The following is a 4402-nucleotide window of genomic DNA, read 5'->3' on the forward strand; positions in this document are numbered from 1 at the left end:
ATGGTTTGTGTACGAGATGATCGTTGATTCAATTGTAGGAAATAATATTTCCCTGATCGATTCACTGGTATTTTTGGTGTTCAAATATACCGTCATGATGGCAAGCTGGTTCCTCGCTATTTATGTTACGCCAGTTGACTGATTGGTACCTTTACACTTTATTATTACAGCAAAACTGAATCGGTTGGCGAGGACTGAAAAGAGTTTTTCACATGCATTATGGCTGCGTTGTATCTTGATTTAAAATAGCGATGTAGGCACTGTAGGCATACACTCGATTACGTTTTTGACCAGTGAGTTCATGTACGATGCCAAGTTGTTCTTGCATCATATCCAGCGCCTTACCGATCGTTGCTGCAGTGAGACCAGTAGCGTCGGTAAGTTTGGAAATATTAGATATTGGATGCGCAAATAATGCATCAAGAACTTGTGTAGCGGAACCAGACAACCTGCCGGTTTGTGCGAGTCGTAGTTTATCGGCTGCAAGTAGATGCATCAATTGCTGCGCCGTGCTAACTGCTTGATTAGCGGTCGCGGCGATGGCATCCACAAAAAATAAAAGCCAGGCTTCCCAATCACCCGTCATGCGCACCTCCTGCAACAGACGGTAATACGTGTCGCGGTACTGTTTAAAAAAGAGCGACAAGTACAACAGTGGTTCGTTGAGTATGCCAGCCTCAACTAGAATCAACGGAATAAGTAAGCGGCCAATACGGCCATTACCATCCATAAATGGATGAATGGTTTCAAACTGCACATGCACCAACGCAGCCTTAATCACCGGTGGAGTTATTTCAGGCAGATCATTGATAAATTGTTCTAAAGATGCCCAGCAATCGGCGATCTGATTCGCCGGTGGCGGCACAAAAGTAGCTTCATCAGCGCGATGACCACCTATCCAGACCTGATTGCGGCGAAATTCACCGGGTCCGCGTTGAATACCTCGACCAGATGTCATGAGTACCTGATGAATTTCAGTAAGTAATCTGAAACTGATGGGATGCCCCTGACGTATGCGCTCCACACCCAATGTGAGTGCATTTACGTAGCATGAGACTTCTCGCACATCATCCATGGGCACGCCGGGTTGTCCTTCCATCTCGTAGAGCATGAGATCGCTCAGCGACGATTGGGTGCCTTCAATCTGCGAAGACATCACCGCTTCCTTTCGCACATAACTATACAAAAATAGTTTTGCATCGGGCAATAAAGTACTGATGGCATCCAAGCGGCCAAGAGCAATTAGTGCATTGTTGAGCCGCGTTTGTAGCTTACCGCTGATCTCCAAAGCAGGTTGTGGCGGTAATGGCATGGGCACAAAAGCCTGACAAGCGACGCCGCCGGCAATGGTTGATGTATAAGTGCCTGTTTTTCCGCGATGCATTTTTTGGGGTAAGTTAAATTAAGATTGATCGTTATTTTAACTTATCAATTAATTTAAAATAAGATATTTTCTTAGTATAGTTTGGAATCGTCTCAGAAAACAGAAGGTGCTCTAACCGATACTCCTCAAAATATGGCAAACAACCCATGTAATTTCTCGTTGTTACTCTGCTGACTATTCGAGCTTTATGAATCACCCAAAGGAAAGATTGCGTTACATATTAAATTTTTATTAATTAACCAAATTTCTCACTTTCAATTATGTGGTCATGGTGGGCTAACTTAAATATACAGTGATTAATTTCGTCTAGCCAATTGCGCTCAACGAAACTCAATGGGAGCCGGGTGACTTTCGTAAAAAAGCCAAGGCCACATAAGGTATTTGGGAAGCTAGCGCCAACGGCAATTAAACTTAAACACGTTTATAGCCATTCCTCTATTTGCGCAGACGCTGGCGCATTTGCTGAAGCCAATAAAGAAGTGACGTTGCTGTTTGCCGTTCTTTAGTATGGATGGATACATGGGGATCTTGAATTAGTCATTGTCGTAATATTAAATAAAATCCAACGAAGCCAACTGCTAATTTATTGAGTCCAATGATTTATATTTCGCCATAGCCGAAGCTAGAGTTCGTGGTGGTAGTTACCTAATTATGCCTCTTTGTTTTTATGTCGCTTACTTGACGGCAAGTAGGTCGGAGGAAATGCGATCATTAACTCGTCAAAGCATTAAGGAGGGGGCTTGAAATTGGATTAGGGAAGCGTCGGGCAACGCAGCTAAGTAAAAGTAAATTGATTAAATGGTCGCCGAGATTAAAAGCCACGATTGATGAAGTACTTAGTTTGAACGTTTTAGCTTAGCTAATATGCGCCCTAAAGCGGTGATTACTCGCAGAACGTGGCGATGTAAATATCAAAGGCGCAACAGGGCATGGCAGCGAAAGAATGATCGACAAGACTTATGACAGACGTGTTATCGAGGAGTTTGATGCGACGAGTAGAGTACTTTCTAGATAAAATATTCCTAGAAAAAGAAAAAGCCCACTAAAAAGTGGGCTAAGTCTTTGAATTTATTGGGGTGATCGATGGGGCTCGAACCCACGACAACAGGAATCACAATCCTGTATGTTATTTAATTAAAATCAACGTGTTGCGAAACAATTTAGGAATACAGTGATATTTTCTAGCCCCATAAATATCAGTTATTTTTGGGTATATTCCTAAAAAAACACCTGAATTTCGTCCCTTATCTTTGTATCGAAGAGGTGCTTAATTCATTAATTTCTTGTGCTGATAAATATCAATTTCCACCACAAGAAAACCCGTTTTATTGCTCATTCCTCCCAAATGCAGCACCTATTGCCACTCGTGAAAAAGCGAATGCTGGTTCCTTTGTATGGCTATCTGCCTCATGCATTGTCGCCAAAGCCAGTCTCAAGTAAAAGATTTCGAAAAATATTTTTCTGATGATATTTACACGGCATCATCGATTGTCCCGAATTTCTGATGCAAAATGCGCTTGATATATTAGCCCCTTTTTTTAACCATTCTCGACCAGATGATTACCAAAGAAGAATTACTCACAGCCCCTGTTGATATCGCCAATTTGCAAGCCCTTGAGGATGACCTGACAGCGCGTGCACGGAATTTGATCGATTTGCTTCTGAAAAGTGGTAAGCTAAATATCGCGAGCCTTGAATTTGACTGCACCTTTGACGATATTGCGGCAGAAGCGCAGATTCTAAAATCGGGGCATTACCGCATCAAGATCGGACGTCGCTTTAGCAGTGCTATCCTCCGTTTTGCGCACTGGTCGGCGCCGCGATTAGCTGACTTATTACCCCCCGACTGCCAGTCCAGCCGAGCTCAAACATTTTCTATACGAATACTGGATGTGGTTCACCTTTCACCACGAGCTTCATCACGTAACTTGTGGGCACCTCGATTTCCTTAGGAGCCACGGATTGGTAAAATATGCGGAAATCTACGGGGACGATGAGGTTCCCGATTCGCTAAAAGTCCCTGGCGTGAACAAACAAGACGCTTGGTGGGCGATAGAGTCAGAAGCGGACTCCCATGCGGCGGCCGCGTCTTTGGCTTCTCTGTCATTAACTAAATATCGGTATATGATAGCGAAGCAAGCAACGTCGGAAATGTTCTCAATGCATGGCATGTTGTTGAGCTTCTATTTCGTGCTGTTTGACCTCCTTAAGAGCGGCAACGATATCCGTCATCCAACTCCAGTATTTCGAAAAGCGATTTGTCAGCCATCTCTTGACCGATTGTGCGAAAAAATGCAACTCAATCCGCGTGCCGCTACTGAGCATATGATCATGGCAGATTTCAACGTTCTCTCGGAAGTACTAAAACTGAAGATTGACGTAATGCCTTATTTTGACGCGATTAATTGGATGTTGGGACTTGACGAATTGTTGGAAAGGATGGGTATGCGGGTGTTCCGCAAACAAGGATAAAATCGTCATTAATTACTACAAATGTAGCAATAGAGATGCGTTATTTTGTGCGATGCGGCATTTCGTTGCTACATCCGAGTCGGAGGCCTTCGGAAACTTCTGAAACGATCTTATCCCAATGCAGCAAATTTTTAGTGATGCGTTTGAGCAATCTAGGCGATCAAAGTTATGTCGCTCGTTGGTTTGGTCTTAACGGTACAGTACGATCTCGGCAGGTACCTTTGACTATCGATGATTTTTAATTCCATATTATTGAAGATCACTGTCCAATTCCTAGCCATAGGCTAGCCACCCCCCCCCATCAAAATCCCCAATCATCAACTGTTTGCAGTCTGCCGAGCATTCTGATCTGACGTCGCTGTAAATATATTTCCCAAAAATTCGTAAAACCGCTAAACATCCTAAAAAATCGCAGGACATATTGTCTGTGTAGCGGGTATTTTCGCTGTTTTTCCAGGTAAGTGGTACGGAAAATAGTAGGAATCCCACCGAAGCTTTAGAAAATAAATCATTTTTGATCATAATCAAGTCACTCAAGGACACCAG

4 protein-coding genes and 1 tRNA gene are annotated in these 4402 nt (G+C 43.3%); 3 read left to right on the forward strand and 2 right to left on the reverse strand.

All coding sequences use genetic code 11. The features are described from left to right. Window positions 1-217 precede the first annotated feature (217 nt). On the reverse strand, window positions 218-1384 hold the full coding sequence (locus tag S2091_RS07430) for a Fic family protein (protein ID WP_105531162.1): 1167 nt from the start codon (window positions 1382-1384) through the stop codon (window positions 218-220). 344 nt (window positions 1385-1728) lie between these two features. Between S2091_RS07430 and S2091_RS24000 the strand changes: the two genes are divergently transcribed. Then, on the forward strand, window positions 1729-1890 hold the full coding sequence (locus tag S2091_RS24000; protein WP_165794944.1) for a hypothetical protein: 162 nt from the start codon (window positions 1729-1731) through the stop codon (window positions 1888-1890). 566 nt (window positions 1891-2456) lie between these two features. Here the strand turns inward: S2091_RS24000 and S2091_RS24005 are convergent. Beyond that, window positions 2457-2529, reverse strand: a tRNA-His gene (locus tag S2091_RS24005). Window positions 2530-2940: 411 nt separating this feature from the next. Here S2091_RS24005 and S2091_RS07435 point away from each other — a divergent pair. Both S2091_RS07435 and S2091_RS07440 read left to right on the forward strand, forming a co-directional pair. Then, window positions 2941-3336, forward strand: a complete 396-nt coding sequence (locus tag S2091_RS07435) for a hypothetical protein (protein ID WP_105531163.1) — start codon at window positions 2941-2943, stop codon at window positions 3334-3336. 10 nt (window positions 3337-3346) lie between these two features. Beyond that, window positions 3347-3856, forward strand: coding sequence for a hypothetical protein (locus S2091_RS07440; RefSeq protein ID WP_105531164.1), 510 nt, complete (start codon window positions 3347-3349; stop codon window positions 3854-3856). Window positions 3857-4402 lie beyond the last annotated feature (546 nt).

Origin of the sequence: Solimicrobium silvestre, from assembly GCF_002976435.1 — a bacterium.
GTDB lineage: Bacteria > Pseudomonadota > Gammaproteobacteria > Burkholderiales > Burkholderiaceae_D > Solimicrobium > Solimicrobium silvestre.

Bases quoted from the DNA above. Each gene is read 5' to 3' on its own strand.
- S2091_RS07435 (WP_105531163.1), top strand. From the start codon at position 2,941: ATGATTACCAAAGAAGAATTACTCACAGCCCCTGTTGATATCGCCAAT.
- S2091_RS07430 (WP_105531162.1), bottom strand. From the start codon at position 1,384: ATGCATCGCGGAAAAACAGGCACTTATACATCAACCATTGCCGGCGGC.